We start from the raw sequence: 22074 nt of genomic DNA on the forward strand, positions 1-22074 counted from the left end.
ACGCCCGCCGGGCTGTCAGAGGATGCTGAAAGGGAAGTACTTGTCGTTGATCTTCTTGTAGGTACCGTCGGCAATGATTTCCTGCAGCGCGGCATTCAGCTTGTCGCGCAGGGCATCGCCCTTGCGCACGGCGATGCCGATCTTGTCGCTTTGCTCGACCGCGTCGCCCTTGAATTCGAAATTCTTGCCGGCGTCGCTCTTGAGCCAATCGTAGCTGGCGTACTTGTCGGCCAGGATGGCGTCGAGGCGGCCGCTGCTCAGGTCGAGAAAGGCGTTTTCAGAGGTGTCGTACAGCTTGAGGTCGACATCCATGCCGTACTTGTCTTCCAGCCATGTGCCGGACAGGGTCGCGCGCTGGGCGCCGATGACTTTGCCCTTGAGGCTGTCGCCGTCGGTCTTGAAGTCATCGCCCTTCTTGGCAATGAACTGCAGCTTGTTGCTGTAGTAGGGGTTGGTGAAGTCGACCACTTCCGAGCGCTCGGGGGTGATCGACATCGACGACACGAGGAAGTCGAACTTCTGCGACTGCAGTGCGGGAATGATGCCGTCCCAGTCGGAGGTGACGATTTCGCACTCCACTTCCATCTTGGCGCACAGGGCCTTGCCGATGTCGACGTCGAAGCCCACGACCTGGCCGCTGGTGTCCTTGTTGTTGAACGGTGGGTAGGCCGCTTCCACGCCCATGCGCAGTTTGTCGGCAGCCATGGCCGCGCCGTTGACCAGCAGTGTGGCGGCAACCGCCAGGAAGATTTTCTTCATGCTCATATTGTTATTGCTCCGTTAGCGGTTGCTGGACATGAACTGCCTGCAGCGCGCCGACAAGGGGTTGTCGAATACTTGCTCGGGCGTACCCTGCTCTTCCACCAGACCTTGATGCAGAAACACCACCTCGCTGGAGACCTGCCGGGCAAAGCCCATCTCGTGTGTCACCAGCAGCATGGTACGGCCTTCTTCGGCCAGGTTGCGAATAACCGCGAGTACCTCCTGGACCATTTCCGGATCCAGCGCCGAGGTCGGTTCGTCGAACAGAATAACCTTGGGCTGCATGGCCAGGGTGCGGGCAATCGCTGCACGTTGTTGCTGGCCGCCGGAAAGCTCGTTCGGATAGGCGTGGCGCTTGTCGGCGATACCCACCTTGGCCAGCAGCGCCTCGGCCACTTCGATCGCTTCGGCGCGGCTTTGCCCCAGCACGCGGCGCGGTGCCTCGATGATGTTGTCGAGCACGCTCATGTGCGGCCACAGGTTGAAGTTCTGGAAGACGAAACCGATCTGGCTGCGCAGCCGGTTGATCTGGCGGCTGTCGGCGGCGATCAGCTCGCCGTTGCGGGCGGCCTTGAGCTTGAGCGCTTCACCGGCCACCAGGATCTCGCCCTGATGGGGGTTTTCCAGCAGGTTGATGCAGCGCAGCAGGGTCGACTTGCCGGAGCCGGACGAACCGAGGATGGAAATCACCGCGCCGTCGTTGGCGGCCAGCGATATGCCCTTGAGCACGTCCAGTGCACCGTAGCGCTTGTGCAGGTTACGGATTTCCAGAGCGGGCGTGGCCTGAGCCATGTGCGGTCCTCATATAGGCGGGTGCGGCCTGCCGTCACCGAAGTGAACAGCCAAGCGCAAAGCTAGCATAGCGCGGATGGCGAGGCTGGACTTGCAGCTTGTGTCCGATCTGCCTGGCGCGATGTGCGAAGGCACCGCAGCAGGAACGTCGGACGGGCAGGGCGCGATAAAAAAGGCGCGATGTTGCCAGTTTTGCCCAGTGGAGGAAAGCGCGAATGCGGCTTGAATGTGGCAACGCGATAAGAGGCAGGTCGCACGAAGTTGCACCTGAGCCACGCAGTGCCCATGCAAAAGTTGCGCCTTTAGGTTGCACTGTTTTTGTGCGAAGGTGTTACCGGCGTCGTTTTTTGGTGCGGCATATCGCCCCACGCTGAGTAGTTCGGTAATCCGTCTCGGCCCGCAAAGCAAATCTCAACAGATTCAATCTGTTGGCACGAATGGCGGAGAGGTCCGTTTCAGGGCGGCAGGATATACCTTGGTACAATTTGGCGCAATTTTTGCGTAAAAGATAAGGAACGGGGTGTAGCGGACTTTGCACAAGGCTCGCCATCACCGCCGGACAGAACGCTATTCTTCGCAAAGGTAGTTTTATGAGTACGCAGAATTCCACAGGTCTCGCTCAGGGACTCAAGCCGCGTCATGTAACTATGTTGTCGATCGCCGGTGTCATTGGTGCCGGCCTGTTCGTAGGTTCCGGGCACGCCATCGCCGCTGCCGGCCCTGCTGTGCTGCTGGCCTATGCTGCTGCCGGCAGCCTGGTGGTGCTGGTCATGCGCATGCTCGGTGAAATGGCCGTTGCCTCGCCGGACACTGGGTCGTTTTCCACCTACGCCGACCGTGCCATCGGTCACTGGGCCGGTTTTTCCATCGGCTGGTTGTACTGGTGGTTCTGGGTGCTGGTGATTCCGCTGGAAGCCAACGCTGCCGCCTCGATCCTGCATGCCTGGATTCCTGGCGTGTCGCATTGGGTGTTCGCATTGTTGATCACCCTGGTGCTAACGGTGACCAACCTGTTCAGCGTGAAGAACTACGGTGAATTCGAATTCTGGTTCGCGCTGATCAAGGTGCTGGCAATCATTGCCTTCATCGTCGTTGGCCTGGGCGCCGTGTTCGGCTTCATGCCCAACAGCCAGGTCAGCGGTGTCAGCCACCTCACTGACACCATGGGCTTCATGCCCAACGGGCTGGGTGCCGTCGTCGCCGCCATGCTGACCACCATGTTCTCGTTCATGGGTACCGAGATCGTCACCATTGCTGCCGCCGAATCGAAGAACCCAGGTCAGCAGATCTCCAAGGCCACCAACTCGGTGATCTGGCGGATCTTCCTGTTCTATCTGGTTTCGATCTTCCTGGTGGTGGCTCTGGTGCCGTGGAACGACCCGCGCCTGGCCGAGCTGGGCTCCTACCAGACCGTGCTCGAGCTGATCGGCATCCCCAACGCCAAGCTGATCGTCGACATCGTGGTATTGGTCGCTGTAACCAGCTGCCTGAACTCTGCGCTGTACACCGCGTCGCGCATGCTGTTCTCCCTCAGCAAGCGCGGCGACGCGCCTGCTGCCGCGCAGAAAACCTCGAAGTCGGGTACCCCGTCGGTGGCCGTGCTGATGTCCACCGCGGCCGCGTTCGTGGCAGTGATCGCCAACTACGTCGCCCCAGCGGCGGTGTTCGACTTCCTGCTTGCCACCTCTGGCGCCATCGCGCTGCTGGTGTACCTGGTGATCGCCGTGTCGCAACTGCGCATGCGCCGCAAGCGCGAGTTGGCCGGTGAGAAGATCGACTTCAAGATGTGGCTGTTCCCCGGCCTCACCTACCTGGTCATCCTGTTCATCGTTGCAGTACTGACCACCATGGCACTACGCGAAGACCACCGCGTGGAAATCCTCGCCACCGGTGGCCTGGCCATCGCGGTGGTCGTCGCCGGGCTGATCGTCTCCAGCCGCCGCAAGGCGGGTAACTCACGCGTGGCGCTCGGTCGCTGATCGCTTCGACCGCTTGAACGCAAAGGCCGCTGTCGGTGACGACAGCGGCCTTTGTTGTTTCTGCGGGCCTGTAAGCCAGTGCAAGCGTGCCTGGCTCGGCGCATCAGCCGCTCAAGTTATCCTGTTCCTTCGCTTCGGAATCGCTTGTCCGCGCCTTGGCAGGTGGCTTGAGGAACGCCTGCTTCCATTCCGGCCACTGCTCGACCTTCCGCCGGCACAATGCAAGGTGGTTGAGAAACGCCTGCCTCTTCGAGGTCATGGCTGGCTGCTCGCCCATTGACTGCAAGGCGGGCGAGAGGTGTTCGGACTTTTGATCGGCATGCATGCTGACTCCGTGTGCTTGCTCTTGATCCGTCCTTTGATCGTTGGGTGGCTCCCGGTGTTTATCGAGAGATAAGCGCGAAGCCTGAAAGATAGCCGATGAGCCTGTAGGGGGGCAGACGTGAATAGGTTCGAGAGGTAACAGCATGTGTGAGCATGGCAGGGGCACAAGGAAGCCACCCAGCCCCCAAATCCCGCCCAATAAAAAACCCCTGAATCTTTCAATTCAGAGGTTTCTCGGTATTAGTGGTGCCCAGAGACGGAATCGAACCGCCGACACGGGGATTTTCAATCCCCTGCTCTACCGACTGAGCTATCTGGGCAACGGGGCGCATTAAACTGGTTTTTCGACGGGTCGTCAAGCGTGATGTCGAAAAAAATTTTAATCATTACCGTCGCTTACGATTTTGCTGGGTTATTCGGCGGGTGGTACGTAGCCGTCAGCCTTGGCGTATTCCTCGCCGGACAGGTACTTGTCCATTTCGCCCTGGAGGAATTTGCGGTCTTCGGCGTTCATCATGTTCAGGCGACGCTCGTTGATCAGCAGCGTCTGGTGTTTCTGCCAGTCGCCCCAGGCTTGCTGGGAGACGTGGTTGTAGATGTCTTCGCCCTTGGCGCCGGGGTAGGGAGGGCGTTCCAGGCCAGGCAGTTCTTCTTTGTACTTGCGGCACAATACGGTGCGGGTCATTACAGATCTCCTGCGTTCAAGGCGTCGGCTGCGTGTTGCAGCAGCTTCTTCACCGGGGCTGCGAGGCCCAGGCGCGGCGGTGTGGCGAGGTTATACCAGAGCCAGTCGGCCTCGGCCACGTGGTGGGCGGTCTGTTCGACCTGCACCAGCCAGGGGTCGATGGCCAGCTGGAAGTGGCTGAAAGTGTGGGTCAGGGCTGGCAATTGACGGCGTGCGAGCATGTGCAGTGCGTGCTGGTCGGCAAGGTGATCGAGATCGCTCAGGTCGTCGAGCTGCGGAAGGCTCCACAGGCCGCCCCACAGGCCTGTCGAGGGCCTTCGGTAGAGCAGGATGGCGCCGTCGCGGTTGGCGAGCAGGGGCATCAGTGTTGCGCGTTGCGGGATGGTCTTGCGCGGCTTGGGTATCGGGTAGCGGATTTCCAGGCCGAGCATGTGCGCTTCACAGCTCTTTTCCAGCGGGCACAGCAGGCAGCTGGGCTTGCTGCGGGTGCACAGCGTGGCGCCCAGGTCCATCATTGCCTGGGTGTAGTGGTTCACCCGGGTCTGCGGGGTCAGGCGCTCGGCGGTGGCCCACAGCGCCTTGGCCACCTTGGGCTCGCCTGGGTAGCCTTCCTGCGCGGTGTAGCGGGCGAGCACGCGCTTGACGTTGCCGTCGAGGATCGGCGCGCGCAGGCCCATGCTTATGCTGGCGATGGCCCCGGCCGTGGACAGGCCGATGCCGGGCAGCTCGACCAGCTTCTCCACGTCGCGGGGAAACTCGCCGCCGTGCTCGCTCATCACGATTTTCGCGGTCTTCTGCAGGTTGCGCGCGCGGGTGTAATAGCCCAGTCCGGTCCACAGGTGCAGCACTTCGTCTTCCGGCGCCTCGGCCAGCGCCTGCACCGTGGGCAGCGCGGCCATGAAGCGGTCGAAGTAGTTCAGCACTGTGCTGACCTGGGTCTGCTGCAGCATGATTTCCGATACCCATACCCGGTATGGGTTGATGCCCTGCTGCCAGGGCAGATCATGCCGGCCATTGCGGTCGTACCATTCCAGCACGGCGCTGGAAAACTGCTCGGGGCTCATCGGTTGAACAGACCTCGCAATGCGTCTTTGAGTTTTGGATCGACCTTGTCGCCCAGTTTTTCTTCGAGCTTCTCGTCGATCTTGTCGCGAATACGGTCGCCGGCCAGCTTGGCGGCGACCTGGCCCAAGCCGTCACGGTCGATGCGGCAGGCCTTGGCGCCCATCTCCAGCGGGCCGCGGCAGCGCAGCGGCAGCTCGACGCCGACGAAGCGCTCGCCCACCTGGCAGGCCGGGTCGGCGCTGGTGCCTTGTTCGCCGTCGACCACCACACCAATGCGGTAGTCCATGCCCAGCACGCGCAGATCGACGTCGCCGTTGCCCTTCACGGTCAGGCCGGGGATGCGTACGAGCAGGTCCTGGTTGCTGGCCACACCGTTACGGAACACCAGGCTGCCCTTGAGCTCCTTGAACGGCGTGTCCTTGCCACGCGGTTCGCCGTTGAGCGTTTTGCGATTGAGCACCGAGATGCCGCGGCAGATCTGCTGCTCGAGGTTGGCGTTGACCAGCACGCCGTCGTTGAGGACGAAGCTGGCGGTACCGTTGAGCGATTCGACCAGGGCCTTCTGGCTGTTGCCTGAACCGCTGAGGTTGCTGTTGAGGTTCAGCAGGCCGCGCAGCGGTGGGTTGGCGTTCTGCGTCTTGATGAAGTTTTCCACCGGCACCTTGTCGATGCGTGTCTGCAACGCCAGCAGCGGCATGTCCGGGCGCACGTCGAGCGTGCCCTGGGTGTTGAAGCTGCCGTTGTAGAGGCCGCCGGCCAGGGTCTGCAGGGTCAGCATGCCGCCCTGGCCCTGCGCCTTGAGGGTGGCGTTGTGCACAGGCAGGCCCTTCAGGGTCAGTTGGCCAATGGTCAGGTCGGCCTGCACGTCCAGGGCGCGCAGACGCTCCACGGGCAGCAGGCGGTCATCGCTCCAGGCGCCGCGGGTCGGGGGCTCCGGCAGCGGTGATTCGCCCGAGGCGACTGCGGCCGCTTCGCTGTTCTGCACTTCGGCCTGGCGCGCCGCGCTGGCATTGGTGGCCTTTTCGGTCTTGGCCGGCAGGTAGCGATCGGCGTTGAAGGTGTCGCCCTTGAGCTGCAGGCGCAGGGCCTGGCGGGCAAAATCGTCCACGGCGATGCGGCCGGTGAAGGTGCTGTCGTCCAGTTTCAGCGTCAGGTCTTCCAGGCCAAGGCTGTCGCGGGTGCCCTGCAGGCGGCTGACCAGCTCGAACTTGCCGAGGCTGCCCGGTGCCATCGCCGGCAACGGTTGGCCGATGCCGTCGAAGAAGGCGCGCAGGTCGAACTCGGCAATCGACAGGCCGCCGGTGAGCTGAGGGTCGCTGTCCAGATTGCGCACGCGCAGTTCGCCCAGCGCGCGCAGCTGATTGGCGGCCAGCTTGAGGCCGGTCCATTCGGCGACGTTGGCGGACTGGTCGAGCAGCAACTGCCCCTGCGCGCTGAAGGTCACGGTCTTGCCCTGCAGCGGGTCGCCCGAGGCTTCACCGCTCAGGCGCATGTCTTCGAGCTGGTAGCGCTTGAGCACGCGGTCGAAGCGAAGCTCGCCGGCAAGCTCGGTGCGGGCCCGCACGACCGGCTGGTTGGTGCCCAGGAAAGCGGTCAGTTTCAGCGGAATGTCCGCGCCTTCGTGGACGGCGCCGGTGCTCAGCTGGATGCTTTCGGCGGTGTACATGCGGCCTGTGCGCACGTCGTTGTACTGCACGCGGGCGTTGTTCACGGTCAGGCTGTCGATGTCGAGCTTGACCGGGCGCGAGGGCGCCTGCGGTTTGCCCGGCTCGGTGACTGCCGGTGCGTTCGGGTCGGTGGCGTCGGCCGTTGTGGCGGGCAGCGGCTTGCCGATGTCTTCCCAGTTGCCGTGGCCGTTGGCATCACGTTCCAGGGACAGGTTCAGGCCTTCGACCCGTACGTCGCTCATCTGCACTTCCTTGCGCAGCAGCGGCAGCACGCGCACGGACAGCCCGAGCATCTGCAGATCGGCGAAGGGTGCCTTGGGGTTGGCAAGGGTGGCCACGCTGGCGTCGTGCAGTTCCAGGCCCAGCCATGGGAACAGGCTCCAGCCGATATCCCCGTTGAGGGTCAGCTCGACGTGAGCCTTGTCCCGTGCCAGTTGGCGAATCTCGTCCTTGTAGTCGTTGGGGTCGAACAGGTGGGTGAGGGCGAAGCCCAGGGCCACCAGAATCAACAACAGACCGAGAATGCACAGGCCGAGGATTTTGCCGAACGCTTTCATGGGCGAGTCCTTTAGTCCGAATTTTGGAAGTTAGCGGGAGAGTATAACGTTGTGCGACTGGCGATGTGGGCGGTCCGTCGGTGCCATTTCACTGGGCGCCGATGGCCGCTTCGTGAAGGTCGCCCAAGCGCTTTGGGCCGTGGTTTTCACCGCTCCATCGGGCGACTGCCGAGCCATGCAGGGGGATTTTGCCAACCACCTGGCAGTTCATCGCGATAAAGGGATAGCAGTTTGCTTCCATTGGTTACATCTAGTGGTAATCTCCGCCCCTTCAACTGTCCGCTGCGACTTTATGTCGCGATTTGCCAAGTGCTGCCGATAAAACAATCGATCGCCAACGCGCGTGAAGAATGTGGGCGCATTTGTGTGCAGACAGCTGAACTACAAAAATCAACGGGGGTTACAAAATGAGCAGTAGTCTTTCGGGCGGCGGCGTGGGTGCCCAGCCAGGATTCCTGTCCAAGGAGCGGATCATCGCCAAGCCTGGCTTCAACCGCTGGCTGGTTCCACCAGCTGCGTTGGCCATTCACTTGTGCATCGGCATGGCGTACGGTTTTTCGGTGTTCTGGCTGCCATTGTCCAAGGCGATCGGTATCACCGCGCCAGTGGCGTGCGCGCCCGACATGAGCTTCTTCAGCCAAGTGTTTTCATCGTCCTGTGATTGGTCGGTGTCGATGCTGAGCTGGATCTACACACTGTTCTTCATCTTCCTGGGCTGCTCGGCAGCCATCTGGGGTGGCTGGCTGGAACACGCCGGGCCGCGCAAGGCCGGTGTGGTTTCGGCACTGTGCTGGTGCGGTGGTCTGGTCATTTCCGCGTTGGGTATCTACACCCACCAGATCTGGCTGATGTGGCTGGGCTCGGGCGTGATCGGTGGTATCGGCCTGGGGCTGGGCTACATTTCCCCGGTATCGACCCTGATCAAATGGTTCCCGGACAAGCGCGGCATGGCTACCGGCATGGCGATCATGGGCTTCGGTGGCGGCGCCATGGTGGGCGCACCGCTGGCAGCGGTCCTGATGGGCCATTTCGCCTCGCCTACCAGCGTCGGCGTGTGGCAGAGCTTCCTGGTGATGGCGGCGATCTACTTCGTCTTCATGATCGGCGGCGCATTGTCCTACCGCGTACCGCCTACCGGTTGGAAGCCTGAAGGCTATGTCGCTCCGGCAAAGAAGGCCAAGGGCATGATCACCAACCGCCACGTGCACGTGAACGTGGCCTGGAAGACGCCTCAGTTCGCCCTGGTGTGGCTGGTACTGTGCCTCAACGTTTCCGCAGGTATCGGCATCCTCGGCATGGCTTCGCCGCTGCTGCAGGAAGTGTTCGGCGGCAAGCTGCTGGGCGTGGACCTGGCGTTCAACCAGCTGGACTCGGCGCAACTGGCGCAGATCGCCGCCATCGCGGCGGGCTTCACCGGCTTGCTCAGCCTGTTCAACATCGGTGGACGCTTCTTCTGGGCTTCGTTCTCCGACTACATCGGCCGCAAGGTGACCTACTTCGTGTTCTTCGCCCTGGGCGTGGCACTGTACGCCTCGGTACCGACCCTGGGTCATTCGGGCAGCATCGCGCTGTTCGTGGCAGCCTTCTGCATCGTGCTGTCGATGTACGGCGGCGGCTTCGCCACGGTTCCGGCCTACCTGGCCGACCTGTTCGGCACGCAGATGGTCGGCGCCATCCACGGTCGCCTGTTGACCGCCTGGGCCGTGGCCGGTGTGCTGGGTCCGGTGCTGGTGACCAACCTGCGTGACTACCAACTGGCGCAGGGCGTTCCGCGCGCGGCCGTGTACGACACCACGTTGTACATCCTCTCCGGTTTGCTGGTGCTGGGTTTCATCTGCAACGCGCTGGTGCGTCCGGTGGCCGACAAGTACTTCATGACCGATGCCGAGCTCAAGGCCGAGCAGGCGCTGGGCCATGACAAAGGTGCAGACGGCACGACCGTGCTGGAGTGGAAGGCCAATCCGGCTTCCAAGCCGCTGGCCATCGCTGCCTGGCTGGCCGTGGGCATTCCGTTGGCGTGGGGTGTGTGGGTGACCCTGCAGAAGACGGCGGTGCTGTTTCATTGATGTAGATGCTTGAATCGGCGGTGGCCCGTTCGCGGCCACTGACCGCTTCTACGACATCTCGTAGGAGCGGTCATCGGCCGCGAAAAGGCCACCGCAGATCATCCTTTCCCCCCTCTTCTGTTCCCGTTTCCCGCCTGCGTGCCTATAATGATCACCTTTTTCGCCCAACGATTTTGCGGAGCTGGTGATGGCCGAACGTATCGCGTTCGTCGAGCGCAACACTCTGGAAACCCAGATCAAAGCCTCGATCAACCTGGATGGCACCGGAAAGGCCCGATTCGATATCGGCGTTCCTTTTCTTGAGCACATGCTTGACCAGATCGCCCGGCACGGGCTGATCGACCTGGACATCGAGTGCAAGGGCGACCTGCACATCGACGACCACCACACCGTGGAGGACGTCGGCATCACCTTGGGCCAGGCATTCGCCAAGGCCATCGGCGACAAGAAAGGCATCTTTCGCTACGGCCACGCCTACGTCCCGCTGGACGAAGCGCTGTCGCGCGTGGTCATCGACTTCTCCGGCCGCCCTGGTCTGCAGATGCACGTGCCCTACACCCGCGCCACCGTCGGCGGCTTCGATGTCGACCTGTTCCAGGAGTTCTTCCAGGGCTTTGTCAACCACGCCAACGTCTCCCTGCACATCGACAACCTGCGTGGGCACAACACCCATCACCAGATCGAAACCGTGTTCAAGGCTTTCGGCCGCGCGCTGCGCATGGCCGTTGCGGTCGACGAACGCATGGCCGGGCAGATGCCGTCGACCAAGGGCGTGCTCTGATGCAGACCGTCGCGGTAATCGACTACGGCATGGGCAACCTGCACTCCGTGGCCAAGGCTCTGGAGCATGTCGGTGCCGGCAAGGTACTGATCACCAGTGACGCCAATGTCATTCGTGAAGCCGACCGCGTGGTCTTTCCCGGTGTCGGTGCCATTCGCGACTGCATGGCTGAAATCCGCCGCCTGGGCTTCGATGCGCTGGTGCGCGAAGTCAGTCAGGACCGGCCCTTCCTGGGTATCTGCGTCGGCATGCAGGCGTTGATGGAGCACAGCGAAGAGAACGCCGGCGTCGACTGCATCGGCGTGTTTCCCGGCAAGGTGCGCTTTTTCGGCAAGGACCTGCACGAAGGTGGCGAGCACCTGAAGGTCCCGCACATGGGCTGGAACGAAGTGCAGCAGGCGGTGGATCACCCGCTGTGGCACGACATTCCGGACCTGGCGCGTTTCTACTTCGTGCACAGCTATTACATCGAGGCCGGCAAGCCGGGCCAGGTGGTGGGGCGCGGCCATTACGGTCGCGACTTCGCCGCGGCACTGGCCGAAGGGTCACGCTTCGCCGTGCAGTTCCACCCCGAGAAGAGCCATACCCATGGCCTGCAGCTGCTGCAGAATTTCGCAGCCTGGGATGGACGCTGGTAATGGCCAAGGCCGGCAAGCCGCCCATTCTTACCCTGACGCCGGAGCAGGAGAGCGAAGCGGCCGAGAAGATCAAGCGGTTCATGCGTGACCGCTTCGATCTCGACCTGGGTTCGTTCGAGGCCCTCGAGGTGCTCGAGCTGTTCACCCGCGAAATGGCTCCACACTATTACAACAGGGCGATTTTCGATGTGCAGGCGCACCTCAGCGAGAGGTTCGAAAGCATCGAGAGCGACCTGTGGGCGCTCGAGAAGAACTGACTTCCGAGCATCGCCTTTCACCGACTTCGAAGGTTTTTGCAGATGCTGATTATCCCCGCTATCGATCTTAAAGACGGTGCCTGCGTGCGCCTGCGCCAGGGCCGCATGGAAGATTCCACGGTGTTTTCGGACGATCCGGTGAGCATGGCTGCCAAGTGGGTCGAGGGCGGCTGCCGTCGCCTGCACCTGGTCGATCTCAACGGTGCCTTCGAAGGCCAGCCGGTGAATGGCGATGTGGTCACTGCCATTGCCAAGCGCTATCCGCACCTGCCGATCCAGATCGGCGGCGGCATCCGCTCGCTGGAAACCATCGAGCACTACGTCAAGGCCGGCGTGAGCTACGTGATCATCGGCACCAAGGCGGTCAAGCAGCCCGAGTTCGTCGCCGAGGCTTGCCGTGCATTCCCCGGCAAGGTCATTGTCGGCCTGGACGCCAAGGATGGCTTCGTCGCCACCGACGGCTGGGCCGAAGTGAGCACGGTGCAGGTCATCGACCTGGCCAAGCGGTTCGAGGCCGATGGCGTGTCGGCGATCGTCTACACCGACATCGCCAAGGACGGCATGATGCAGGGCTGCAACGTGCCCTTCACCGCTGCTCTGGCGGCCGCGACCAAGATCCCGGTGATCGCCTCCGGCGGTATCCACAACTTGGGCGACATCCGTGCCCTGCTGGATGCCAAGGCGCCGGGCATCATCGGCGCCATCACTGGCCGCGCCATCTACGAAGGCACCCTGGACGTCGCCGAGGCCCAGGCATTCTGCGATTCGTACAACGCGTAACGGCTGGACGCGGCCCCCTGTAGCAGCGGCGCAAGCCGCGTCCGCCAGCACCTCGCTCCCCATCCAATCGGAGATTCCCCATGGCCCTGGCCAAACGCATCATCCCCTGCCTGGACGTGGACAACGGCCGAGTGGTCAAGGGCGTCAAGTTCGAGAACATCCGCGACGCCGGCGACCCGGTCGAGATCGCCCGGCGCTACGACGAGCAGGGTGCCGACGAGATCACCTTCCTCGACATCACCGCCAGTGTCGATGGCCGTGACACCACCCTGCACACCGTCGAGCGCATGGCCAGCCAGGTGTTCATCCCCCTGACCGTGGGCGGCGGCGTACGCACGGTGGCGGATATCCGCAACCTGCTCAATGCCGGTGCGGACAAGGTTTCGATCAACACGGCTGCGGTGTTCAACCCGGAGTTCGTCGGTGAGGCGGCTTCGCGCTTCGGCTCGCAGTGCATCGTGGTGGCCATCGATGCGAAGAAGGTCTCGGGGCCCGGCGAAGAGCCGCGCTGGGAGATCTTCACCCACGGTGGGCGCAAGCCTACCGGCCTGAACGCCGTGCAATGGGCGCAGAAGATGGAAGGCCTGGGCGCGGGTGAGATCCTGCTGACCAGCATGGACCAGGACGGCATGAAGAACGGCTTCGACCTGGGCGTGACCCGCGCCATCAGCGACGCACTGGGCATCCCGGTGATCGCTTCCGGCGGGGTGGGCAACCTGCAGCACCTGGCCGATGGCGTGATCCAGGGCGGCGCGAGCGCGGTGCTGGCCGCCAGTATCTTTCACTTCGGCGAGTACACCGTGCCCGAGGCCAAGGCGTTCATGGCCAAGCAAGGCATCGTGGTCCGCTGACCCTGCAGCAGCGGCGCAAGCCGCGTCAGGCGTCACCGCGTTGCGCCAGGTTCACCGCACGCACCGCCGACGCGGCTCGCGCCGCTGCTACAAGGAATCTGTCGTTGCGGTAACCGCGTCCGGCGTCCGGGTAATGACGATCGCCTTCACGGCAACCGCGTCCGGCGTCCGAGTAATGACGATCGCCGTTGCGGTAATCGCGTCCGGCGTCCGGGTAATGACGATCGCCTTCACGGCAACCGCGTCCGGCGTCCGGGTAATGATGGTCACCGTTTCGGCAACCGCGTCCGGCATCACCGCGACCCTGTAGCAGCGGCGCGAGCCGCGTCGGCGGGCAGCGCGGTGGGACGGCTGATCGCGTCGGCGTTTGACGCGGCTTGCGCCGCTGCTACAGGGGTAAGGAGTTTGTATGTACCATGGCGAACGAATGAACGCCTGGACCCATTTGGCAGGGGCTGTGCTGGCGGCGGTCGGTGCTGTCTGGCTGCTGCTGGTGGCAGCGTTTCAAGGTGATCCCTGGAAGATCGTCAGCGTGTGCATCTATGGCAGCACGCTGATCCTGCTCTACAGCGTTTCCACGATCTACCACAGCGTGCGCGGGCGCGGCAAAGCGCTCATGCAGAAGCTCGATCACCTGTCGATCTACCTGCTGATCGCCGGCAGCTACACGCCGTTCTGTCTGGTCACCCTGCGCGGGCCTTGGGGCTGGAGCCTGTTCGGTGTGGTCTGGGGGCTGGCGGTGCTGGGCATGTTGCAGGAGATCAAGCCACGCTCCGAGGCCCGCGTACTGTCCATCGTGATCTACGCGGTGATGGGCTGGATCGTGCTGGTCGCGATCGGGCCGCTGCTGCGCCTGCTGGGCCCCGCCGGATTCGCCTGGCTGGCCGCGGGCGGCGCGCTGTACACCGTGGGCATCATCTTCTTTGCACTGGACAAGCGCCTGCGCCATGCCCACGGGATCTGGCACCTGTTCGTGATCGCGGGCAGCGTGCTGCACTTCATCGCGATCTTTTTCTACGTCATCTGAACCCTAGAAATCACCCCATAGCTGCTGCGCCACCGCTAGGGCAACCACCGGCGCGGTTTCGGTGCGCAATACGCGCGGCCCGAGGCGGGCAGCGTGAAAGCCGCCAGCCTTGGCCTGCTCCACTTCGGCATCGCTCAAACCGCCTTCAGGGCCGATCAGGAACGCCAGGCTGGCAGGTTTTGCATGGCTGAGCAGCGGCTCTGCAACGGGATGCAGCACCAACTTGAGTTCGGCGTGGCTGGCGGCGACCCAATCGGCCAGCGCCTGCGGCGCATGAATGACCGGCACGCTGGAACGGCCGCACTGCTCGCACGCGCTGACCGCCACCTGGCGCCAGTGGGCCATGCGCTTGTCGGCGCGCTCGTCCTTGAGGCGCACCTCGCAGCGCTCGCTCACCAGGGGGGTGATTTCACTCACGCCCAGTTCGGTAGCTTTCTGGATCGCCCAGTCCATCCGTTCGCCACGGGACAGGCCCTGACCCAGATGGATGGCCAGCGGCGAATCGGGCTGGCCGGCAAACTGTTCGTCGAGGGTGACGCTGACGCGTTTCTTGCCCACTTCCAGCAAGGTGCCGAGGTATTCCTGACCGCTGCCGTCGAACAGCTGCACCTTGTCGCCGGCGGCCATGCGCAGCACGCGGCCGATGTAGTGGGCCTGGGCTTCGGGGAGTTCGTGTTCGCCCAGGGCGAGCGGGGCGTCGATGAAAAAGCGGGACAGTCGCATGGGGGTGTCTCTGGTGATTTTTTGGTGTTTATTCGGGCCTCTTCGCGGCCACTGGCCGCTCCTACGGTTGCAGGGTGTGCCCCTGTAGGAGCGGCCAGTGGCCGCGAAAGCGCTGGTACAGGCGACGCATTACTCAACCTGGATCGCGAAACCCGGGGTGGAAATCCTCGGCGACCTGCACGCTCACGCTGCTGCGCGTGGCGATATCGATCCCCTCGCTGGCCACCTCGGCCAGGAAGTCGATCTGCTCGGGCGTAATTACGTAGGGCGGCAGGAAATACACCACGCTGCCCAGCGGCCGCAGCAACGCGCCACGTTCGAGTGCATGGTTGAATACTTTCAATCCGCGCCGCTCCTGCCAGGGGTAGGCGGTCTTGCTGGCCTTGTCCTGGACCATTTCGATGGCCAGGACCATGCCGGTCTGGCGCACTTCGGCCACGTGGGCATGATCGACGAGGTGCGCCGTGGCGCTGGCCATGCGCTCGGCCAGGGCGCGGTTGTTCTCGATGACGTTGTCCTGCTCGAAGATGTCCAGCGTCGCCAGCGCCGCGGCACAGGCCAGCGGATTGCCGGTGTAGCTGTGCGAATGCAGGAAGGCGCGCAGGGTCGGGTAGTCGTCGTAGAAAGCGCTGTAGACGTCATCGGTGGTCACACAGGCGGCCAGCGGCAGATAGCCCCCGGTCAGCGCCTTGGACAGGCACAGGAAATCCGGACGGATGCCGGCCTGCTCGCAGGCGAACATCGTTCCGGTACGGCCAAAGCCCACCGCAATTTCGTCGTGGATCAGGTGCACGCCGTAGCGGTCGCACGCCTCGCGCAACAGCTTGAGGTACACCGGGTGATACATGCGCATGCCGCCAGCGCCCTGGATCAACGGTTCGATGATCACCGCAGCAATACTTTCATGGTGCTCGGCCAGGGTGTGTTCCATGGCCTGGAACAGCGTGCGCGAATGCGCCTCCCAACTCACCCCTTCGGGCCGCAGGTAGCAGTCCGGGCTCGGCACTTTCAGGGTGTCGAGCAGCAGCGGCTTGTAGGTTTCGGTGAACAGCGGCACGTCACCAACCGACATCGCCGCAATGGTTTCGCCGTGATAGCTGTTGGTCAGCGTGACGAAGCGCTGCTTGTTCGGCTGGCCGCGGTTGACCCAGTAGTGAAAGCTCATCTTCAGCGCGACTTCGATGCACGACGAGCCGTTGTCGGCGTAGAAGCAGCGGGTCAGCCCCTCGGGCGTCATCTTGACCAGCCGCTCTGACAGCTCGATCACCGGCTGATGACTGAAGCCGGCCAGGATCACGTGTTCCAGCTGGTCGACCTGATCCTTGATGCGCTGATTGATGCGCGGGTTGGCGTGCCCGAACACATTGACCCACCAGGAGCTGACCGCGTCCAGGTAACGCTTGCCCTCGAAGTCTTCAAGCCATACGCCTTCACCGCGCTTGATCGGGATCAGCGGCAGGCGCTCGTGGTCTTTCATCTGGGTACAGGGATGCCACAAGACCTCGAGGTCGCGCTTCATCCACTGATCGTTGAGTCCCATCTTTTTCTCCCGCGGCAACACGCTTGGCAAACAGTCGCGCAAGCCTATGCAATGAGGCCTCGGCTCACAACCCAAACATGCTCGATGGCGGCGCTGGCGGGCAGTATGGCGCTGGCGTATGCTGCGCGGCACTTTGCCATTGCCGGGGCATGATCCGGCCATATCGCTTGCTCTGCCGGAGTTCTCTGCATGTCTGCTGGTTGGTTGCGCGCTTGGGCGCTGATAGTGGTGGGGCTGTTCAGCGCGCAGGCGTTGGGCAATGACAAGGCACAGACGGCGATCGTCGTCGGCGGCGGTCTGGCGGGGCTCACAGCCGCCTACGAGCTGCAGGCCAAGGGCTGGCAGGTGACCTTGCTCGAGGCGCGCGCCAGCCTTGGCGGCCGCTCGGGCCTGGCCACCAGCGAGTGGATCGGCGGCAGCAAGATCCAGCCGGTGCTCAACGGCTATGTGAACACCTTCAAGCTGGCCACCCAGCCGGCGCCGGAATTCGTCCGCAACCCCGGCTACCTGATCGACGGCGAATACTTCACCGCCGCCGACCTGGCCACCAAGCAGCCGGCCACTGCCGAGGCGCTCAAGCGCTACGAGAAAACCCTGGATGACTTGGCCCGCTCGGTCAAGGACCCGGAAAACCCCGGCGCGACCAGCACGTTGTTCGCTCTGGACCAGATCAACGTGTCCAACTGGCTGGACCGCCTGCAACTGCCCGCCACGGCACGGCAGCTTATCAATCAGAAAATTCGTACGCGCTATGACGAACCATCGCGTCTGTCGCTGCTGTATTTCGCCCAGCAAAGCCGCGTCTACCAGGACATCGACGATCGCGATCTGCGCGCTTCACGCTTGATTGGCGGCAGCCCCGTGCTCGCTCAGGCCTTCGTCAAACAGATCAAGACCATCAAGACCGATTCGCCGGTCTCGGCCATCAGTCAGGACAAGGACGGCGTGACCGTCAAGGTCGGCGCGGTGGGTTACCAGGCCAGTTACGTGGTGCTGGCCGTACCCTTGCGTGCGCTGGGCAAGATCGCTTTCACGCCGGCGCTGGACAATCGTCAATTGGCCGCGATCAAAGGCACCAACTACGGTTGGCGCGACCAGTTGCTGCTCAAGTTCAAGACGCCGGTGTGGGACAGCAAGGCGCGCATGTCCGGCGAGATCTACAGCAACACCGGGCTGGGCATGTTGTGGATCGAGCCGGCATTGAAGGGCGGCGCCAACGTGGTGATCAACCTGTCCGGTGACAACGCTCGCCTGCTGCAGGCCTTTGGCGACAAGCAGATGGTCGACCAGGTGTTGATCCGCCTGCACGCGTTCTATCCTCAGGCACGCGGTGCCTTCACCGGCTATGAAATCCGTCGCTACAGTGTCGATCCTTCCTACGGTGGTGCCTACCTGGCCTACGGGCCGGGGCAGATCAGCAAGTTCTGGAAGGTCTGGGAAAAGCCGCAGCAGCGCATCGCTTTCGCCGGTGAGCACACTGATTCGCTGTACCCAGGCACGCTGGAAGGTGCCCTGCGCAGTGGCCAGCACGCCGCTGGCCAGGTTGTGGACCTGGCAGCGGGTAAATCCTTCGAGCCGGTCAAAGTGGTTCCGCCAGTGGCCGTGCCGGCGAAGGCCGTGGACAGCAAGCCTGGGTTCTTCTCCAAATGGTTTGGCGGGGGCGAGACGCCGGTGGCCAAGCCGGTCGAGCCTGCACCTGCACCTGCACCTGCACCTGCACCTGCACCTGCACCTGCACCTGCACCTGCGCCTGCACCAGTACCTGCGCCAGCACCAACGCCCGCCCCGGTGCCTGTGGTGGTACCCGCGCCCGCGCCGGCCAAGGCCGAGCCGGTGAAGAAGGCCGCACCGGTGAAAAAGGTCGACGCCAAGAAGCCGGAGACGAAGAAAGCCGAGGTGAAGAAGCCTGTGGCCAAGAAACCGGTCGAAACCAAGAAACCGGTCGAACCGAAAAACAAGGCAGAAGCGAAAAAGCCTGCGGTACAGCCGTAGGTTTCACACCCTCGCCGTCGCCTTTCCCACAGGGCGGCGGCGAGCCTTCAACGTGCTATAGCTACACCCTGGTCACCGATAGCACTGCGCTTAATACTGACTTAATCGACTTTATCGATATTTCAAAGCGAGATTTTCCGCTTTAATTCGATAGGTGAGTCAGTCATCTTGAGCGCAGTTCTTACAGGGTCCAGGCACATGCAGCTACGTAATTCCACTTCTCGCTATGGCTGGGTCAGCATCGTTCTGCACTGGGGCGTCGCGCTGACCGTGTTCGGGCTTTTCGCCCTGGGGCTGTGGATGGTTGGCCTGGGCTATTACGACCCATGGCGCAAGGCCGGCCCCGACCTGCACAAGAGCATCGGTCTGGTGCTGTTCTTCTTCATGTTGCTGCGCGTGGTCTGGCGCTTCATCAGCCCGCCGCCGCCCGCTACGCCCAATCAAGGCAAGCTCACCCGCACTGCGGCTCATCTGGGCCACCTGTTTCTCTATGTGGACCTGTTCCTGGTGATGAGCGCCGGTTACCTGATCTCGACGGCCGACGGCGTGGGGATTCCCGTGTTCGGACTGTTCGAGATTCCGGCATTGGTCAGTGGGTTGCCCGATCAGGCGGAAACCGCCGGTACCGTGCATTTCTACCTGGCCTGGGTATTGGTGATATTCGCCGTATTGCATGGCCTGGCCGCATTGAAACACCACTTCATCGATCGTGATGCAACCCTCATCCGTATGCTGGGTCGCAAAGTTTGACCGCCGTACCTATCAATTTTCCAGAGGAATGCTTTCTATGCTGAAAAAGACTCTTGCCGCACTCGCCATTGGCTCTGCCTTGTTCACCGCAGGTCAGGCCATGGCCGCCGACTACAAGATCGACAAGGAAGGCCAGCACGCTTTCGTCGACTTCAAGATCAGCCACCTGGGCTACAGCTTCATCACCGGTACCTTCAAGGACTTCGACGGCTCGTTCAGCTTCGATGCAGCCAAGCCTGAAGATTCGAAGATCGACGTGACCTTGAAGACCGCCAGCGTGTTCACCAACCACGCCGAACGCGACAAGCACATCAGCAGCAAGGACTTCCTGGACGTTGCCGCGTTTCCCGAGGCTACCTTCAAGTCCACCAGCGTCAAGCCGACCGGCAAAAGCGCCGATGGCAAGACCACTGCCGACGTGACCGGCGACCTGACCCTGCACGGCGTGACCAAGCCAGTCGTGATCAAGGCCACCTTCCTGGGTGAAGGCAAGGATCCATGGGGCGGCTACCGTGCCGGTTTCGAAGGCACCACGTCGATCAACCGCAAGGACTTCGCGCCCAAGTCGATGGACCTGGGTCCACAGTCGGACACCGTCGAGCTGTACTTCACGTTTGAAGGCGTGAAAGCGAAGTAAGTTATTCGCTGACACAAAAAAACGCCGCAGCCTTTGAGGGCTGCGGCGTTTTTTTGTGTCAGGCATGGGAGCCGTGCTGAAACCTTCGCGGGCAGAGCCCGCTCCCACAGGGCGGCGGGCCTGCCTACCTCATGCTCAGCCTTCGCGGTTACGCGTCAGCAGCGCAGGCTTTTCACCCCGTGGCCGGCTTGGCAATTGCTCCAGCTGCTCGGCAGTCGGGAAACGATCGATCTTCGATTCCTTGTGCACGATTACCGGTTGGCTCGGATTGCGCGAGTCAGCTACCACCGGTTCCTGGCGTGGTTGCTCGTCACGCGCCGGGCGGCGGTTGCGCGGATTGCTTTCGCGACGGGGCTGGCCGTCACGCGCGCCACCCCCGTTGCTGCGCGGGCCACGCTTGGCACCAGCGTTGTCACCGGTGCCAGCCGGACGCGCGGCGCCACCGCTGCGCGGCGCACCACCGGCAGGACGACCCTGGCGAGGCGCGGCTGCAGGCGCGGCAGCACCGGCCGGAGCCGAAGCGCCCGGACGACGACCGCGGCCCTGGTTCTTGCCCTGATAGGGGCTGACGTAATCCGCACGGTTGCCGAAGTTGTCCACTTCGTCATCGAGGAATTCGTCCGGCGCACGGTTGGCGGAAACAGTCGATTCTACGGCCGGGCGCGCAGCTTGGGGCTGGCGTGGCTTCTGGTCACGGGGTTGGCGTTCAGAACGCGCCCCGGCGGGCTTTTCCTTGCCTTTGTCCTTCCCTTTGTCCTTGCGTCCACCACCGGCATTGCTGCTGCCGTCGCCGCGTGGCGCGCGAGCGCCGCGGGCATTGTTGGCCTGAGGGCGTTCACGCACCTCGGGTTTTTCCGCTTCCACGGTGCTGGCATCGAACCCCATCAGATCACCGTCCGGGATCTTCTGCTTGGTCATGCGCTCGATGCTCTTGAGCAGCTTCTCTTCGTCCGGCGCGACCAGCGAGATCGCTTCGCCACTGCGGCCGGCACGGCCAGTACGGCCAATGCGGTGCACGTAGTCTTCGTCGACGTTGGGCAGCTCGAAGTTGACCACGTGGGGCAACTGGTCGATGTCCAGGCCACGGGCAGCGATGTCGGTGGCAACCATGATGCGTACGGCACCGGCCTTGAAGTCGGCCAGGGCCTTGGTGCGTGCGTTCTGGCTCTTGTTGCCGTGGATGGCCACAGCGCTCAGGCCATGCTTCTCCAGGTACTCGGCCAGGCGGTTGGCGCCGTGCTTGGTACGGGTGAACACCAGCACCTGCTCCCATGCGCCCTGAGTGATCAGGTGCGCCAGCAGCGAGCGCTTGTGGCTCGAGGCCAGGCGATAGACGCGCTGCTCGATGCGCTCGACCGTGGTATTGGGCGGCGTGACTTCGATGCGCTCGGGGTTGTGCAGCAGCTTGCCGGCGAGGTCGGTGATGTCCTTGGAGAACGTCGCCGAGAACAGCAGGTTCTGACGCTTGGACGGCAGGCGCGAGAGCACTTTCTTGACGTCGTGCACGAAGCCCATGTCGAGCATGCGGTCGGCTTCGTCGAGCACGAGGATTTCAACGTGGGACAGATCGACACTGCCCTGGCCACACAGGTCGAGCAGACGACCGGGGCAGGCCACCAGCACGTCGACACCGCGGGACATGGCCTGAACCTGCGGGTTCATGCCGACACCGCCGAAGATACAGGCGCTGACGAATTTCAGGTCGCGAGCGTAGGTCTTGAAGCTGTCGTGAACCTGGGCGGCGAGCTCGCGCGTCGGGGTCAGGACCAGCACGCGCGGTTGGCGCGGGCCATGACGTTGGGATTTGTCCGGGTGACCACCTGGGAACAGCCGTTCCAGAATCGGAAGGGCGAAACCGCCGGTCTTACCTGTACCTGTCTGAGCGGCAACCATCAGGTCGCGGCCTTGCAACACGGCGGGAATGGCCCGCTGTTGCACCGGTGTGGGCTGGGTGTAGCCCGCTGCCTCGATGGCGCGGACTAGAGCCTCGGAGAGACCGAGGGAAGCAAAGGACATGAGTAATCCTGTTCTAGTAGGGGCTTATGCCCGAGGGATAATCTTGCCTGGCGCGACGGGTGTGTGATGACACTGTCGCGTCCGGTCCTGCTGGGGTTGCAAAGGGGGCTTCACGAAGCGATGCGCGGGCGCAAGCCCAGCTGGCAGGTGCTTCGAGAGGCCTTGGCAAGGCCGAGCGGCCGGAC

At 63.0% G+C, this 22074-nt stretch carries 21 protein-coding genes and 1 tRNA gene; 11 read left to right on the forward strand and 11 right to left on the reverse strand.

Going from position 1 to position 22074, the window contains the following annotated elements:
* Positions 1-15 precede the first annotated feature (15 nt).
* On the reverse strand, positions 16-765 hold the full coding sequence (locus H7993_RS15055) for an ABC transporter substrate-binding protein (protein ID WP_185794871.1): 750 nt from the start codon (positions 763-765) through the stop codon (positions 16-18).
* 15 nt (positions 766-780) lie between these two features.
* A complete protein-coding gene (locus H7993_RS15060) occupies positions 781-1554 on the reverse strand; it encodes an ABC transporter ATP-binding protein (protein WP_122714459.1) in 774 nt (257 codons plus the stop codon).
* Positions 1555-2144: 590 nt separating this feature from the next.
* Here H7993_RS15060 and gabP point away from each other — a divergent pair.
* Entirely contained in the window at positions 2145-3533 is a 1389-nt protein-coding gene (gene gabP, locus H7993_RS15065; protein WP_185794872.1) for a GABA permease, read from the forward strand.
* A gap of 103 nt (positions 3534-3636) precedes the next feature.
* On the opposite strand, the gene H7993_RS15070 is transcribed toward gabP, so the two are convergent.
* From H7993_RS15070 to H7993_RS15090, 5 genes are all read right to left on the reverse strand, one after another.
* Positions 3637-3858 (reverse strand): hypothetical protein, encoded by a 222-nt coding sequence (locus H7993_RS15070; RefSeq protein WP_185794873.1) that lies wholly within the window; start codon positions 3856-3858, stop codon positions 3637-3639.
* A gap of 243 nt (positions 3859-4101) precedes the next feature.
* Positions 4102-4177: transfer RNA gene (locus tag H7993_RS15075), tRNA-Phe, on the reverse strand.
* Between the two features lie 92 nt (positions 4178-4269).
* Positions 4270-4542 carry an oxidative damage protection protein gene (locus tag H7993_RS15080; protein ID WP_043191657.1) on the reverse strand — a complete coding sequence of 91 codons (273 nt, stop codon included), beginning with the start codon at positions 4540-4542 and terminating at the stop codon, positions 4270-4272.
* Positions 4542-5606 (reverse strand): A/G-specific adenine glycosylase, encoded by a 1065-nt coding sequence (gene mutY, locus H7993_RS15085; protein ID WP_185794874.1) that lies wholly within the window; start codon positions 5604-5606, stop codon positions 4542-4544. Before mutY ends, H7993_RS15080 begins: the two co-directional genes overlap by 1 nt.
* A complete protein-coding gene (locus H7993_RS15090) occupies positions 5603-7831 on the reverse strand; it encodes an AsmA family protein (protein ID WP_185794875.1) in 2229 nt (742 codons plus the stop codon). Before H7993_RS15090 ends, mutY begins: the two co-directional genes overlap by 4 nt.
* Before the next feature lie 407 nt (positions 7832-8238).
* Between H7993_RS15090 and H7993_RS15095 the strand changes: the two genes are divergently transcribed.
* From H7993_RS15095 to hisF, 6 genes are all read left to right on the forward strand, one after another.
* Positions 8239-9897 carry an OFA family MFS transporter gene (locus H7993_RS15095; protein ID WP_122480567.1) on the forward strand — a complete coding sequence of 553 codons (1659 nt, stop codon included), beginning with the start codon at positions 8239-8241 and terminating at the stop codon, positions 9895-9897.
* A gap of 187 nt (positions 9898-10084) precedes the next feature.
* On the forward strand, positions 10085-10678 hold the full coding sequence (gene hisB / locus H7993_RS15100) for an imidazoleglycerol-phosphate dehydratase HisB (RefSeq protein ID WP_043191647.1): 594 nt from the start codon (positions 10085-10087) through the stop codon (positions 10676-10678).
* Complete coding sequence (gene hisH, locus H7993_RS15105; protein WP_122795890.1) at positions 10678-11316, forward strand: imidazole glycerol phosphate synthase subunit HisH; 639 nt, start codon at positions 10678-10680, stop codon at positions 11314-11316. The genes hisB and hisH overlap by 1 nt, the downstream gene beginning before the upstream one ends.
* A complete protein-coding gene (locus tag H7993_RS15110) occupies positions 11316-11573 on the forward strand; it encodes a DUF2164 domain-containing protein (protein ID WP_185794876.1) in 258 nt (85 codons plus the stop codon). Before hisH ends, H7993_RS15110 begins: the two co-directional genes overlap by 1 nt.
* A gap of 42 nt (positions 11574-11615) precedes the next feature.
* Entirely contained in the window at positions 11616-12353 is a 738-nt protein-coding gene (gene hisA, locus H7993_RS15115; protein WP_122480564.1) for a 1-(5-phosphoribosyl)-5-[(5-phosphoribosylamino)methylideneamino]imidazole-4-carboxamide isomerase, read from the forward strand.
* A gap of 80 nt (positions 12354-12433) precedes the next feature.
* A complete protein-coding gene (hisF, locus tag H7993_RS15120; RefSeq protein ID WP_185794877.1) occupies positions 12434-13204 on the forward strand; it encodes an imidazole glycerol phosphate synthase subunit HisF in 771 nt (256 codons plus the stop codon).
* 87 nt (positions 13205-13291) lie between these two features.
* Here the strand turns inward: hisF and H7993_RS15125 are convergent, their stop codons facing one another.
* On the reverse strand, positions 13292-13498 hold the full coding sequence (locus tag H7993_RS15125; protein ID WP_185794878.1) for a hypothetical protein: 207 nt from the start codon (positions 13496-13498) through the stop codon (positions 13292-13294).
* Positions 13499-13613: 115 nt separating this feature from the next.
* Between H7993_RS15125 and trhA the strand changes: the two genes are divergently transcribed.
* Positions 13614-14231 carry a PAQR family membrane homeostasis protein TrhA gene (gene trhA / locus H7993_RS15130; protein ID WP_122480563.1) on the forward strand — a complete coding sequence of 206 codons (618 nt, stop codon included), beginning with the start codon at positions 13614-13616 and terminating at the stop codon, positions 14229-14231.
* A gap of 3 nt (positions 14232-14234) precedes the next feature.
* Here the strand turns inward: trhA and H7993_RS15135 are convergent, their stop codons facing one another.
* Both H7993_RS15135 and H7993_RS15140 read right to left on the reverse strand, forming a co-directional pair.
* Positions 14235-14954, reverse strand: coding sequence for a 16S rRNA (uracil(1498)-N(3))-methyltransferase (locus tag H7993_RS15135; protein ID WP_185794879.1), 720 nt, complete (start codon positions 14952-14954; stop codon positions 14235-14237).
* 133 nt (positions 14955-15087) lie between these two features.
* The gene (locus tag H7993_RS15140) at positions 15088-16494 is read right to left on the reverse strand and encodes an adenosylmethionine--8-amino-7-oxononanoate transaminase (protein WP_185794880.1); all 1407 of its coding nucleotides are present in this window, start codon (positions 16492-16494) and stop codon (positions 15088-15090) included.
* Between the two features lie 189 nt (positions 16495-16683).
* Here H7993_RS15140 and H7993_RS15145 point away from each other — a divergent pair, with 189 nt between their 5' ends.
* The 3 genes from H7993_RS15145 to H7993_RS15155 all read left to right on the forward strand — a co-directional run bounded on the left by H7993_RS15145 (position 16684) and on the right by H7993_RS15155 (position 19873).
* On the forward strand, positions 16684-18486 hold the full coding sequence (locus H7993_RS15145) for a flavin monoamine oxidase family protein (protein WP_185794881.1): 1803 nt from the start codon (positions 16684-16686) through the stop codon (positions 18484-18486).
* Between the two features lie 198 nt (positions 18487-18684).
* Positions 18685-19236, forward strand: a complete 552-nt coding sequence (locus tag H7993_RS15150) for a cytochrome b (RefSeq protein ID WP_185794882.1) — start codon at positions 18685-18687, stop codon at positions 19234-19236.
* A gap of 37 nt (positions 19237-19273) precedes the next feature.
* Positions 19274-19873 carry a YceI family protein gene (locus H7993_RS15155; protein ID WP_122480558.1) on the forward strand — a complete coding sequence of 200 codons (600 nt, stop codon included), beginning with the start codon at positions 19274-19276 and terminating at the stop codon, positions 19871-19873.
* 135 nt (positions 19874-20008) lie between these two features.
* On the opposite strand, the gene rhlE2 is transcribed toward H7993_RS15155, so the two are convergent.
* Positions 20009-21889, reverse strand: coding sequence for an RNA helicase RhlE2 (gene rhlE2 / locus H7993_RS15160; RefSeq protein ID WP_122480557.1), 1881 nt, complete (start codon positions 21887-21889; stop codon positions 20009-20011).
* Positions 21890-22074: the final 185 nt, after the last annotated feature.

Origin of the sequence: Pseudomonas baltica (genome assembly GCF_014235765.1) — a bacterium.
In the GTDB taxonomy this organism is placed as follows: Bacteria; Pseudomonadota; Gammaproteobacteria; order Pseudomonadales; family Pseudomonadaceae; genus Aquipseudomonas; species Aquipseudomonas baltica.